This window comes from Burkholderia sp. SIMBA_051 (assembly GCF_046534915.1).
Lineage (GTDB): Bacteria > Pseudomonadota > Gammaproteobacteria > Burkholderiales > Burkholderiaceae > Burkholderia > Burkholderia ambifaria.
The window spans coordinates 1-259 of sequence record NZ_JAWRXS010000490.1 but is presented as its reverse complement, the minus strand read 5'-3'; the positions used below and the strand labels follow the sequence as shown (position 1 = coordinate 259).

The following is a 259-nucleotide window of genomic DNA, read 5'->3' as shown; positions in this document are numbered from 1 at the left end:
CGGGAAACCCGGCCATGCGCACCAGTGTTTGCCGCGAACGAACTTGCCTCGTCTCTCGTTCGTGCGCGAGCGCGTTCTCGAGGAAGTCGAGGAACCTCCATTGCTTGGCCGCCGCGTCGCTGGCCAGAGCGACGTATCGGTGCATGAGTCCCTCGAGCTTCAGGCTTTGGCAGTGCCCGTCGATGCGTTCCTGCTGCAAGTTCATGCGCGCACCTCGGTCAGTAATTGCTGGTAGACGGACAACGGGTGCTGGATCGAC

General features: G+C 62.2%; 1 pseudogene. It reads right to left on the bottom strand.

The window, feature by feature from the left end:
- Positions 1–205 (bottom strand): annotated as a pseudogene (gene istB, locus SB771_RS35415) (IS21-like element ISBcen13 family helper ATPase IstB); the annotation flags it as partial.
- Positions 206–259: the final 54 nt, after the last annotated feature.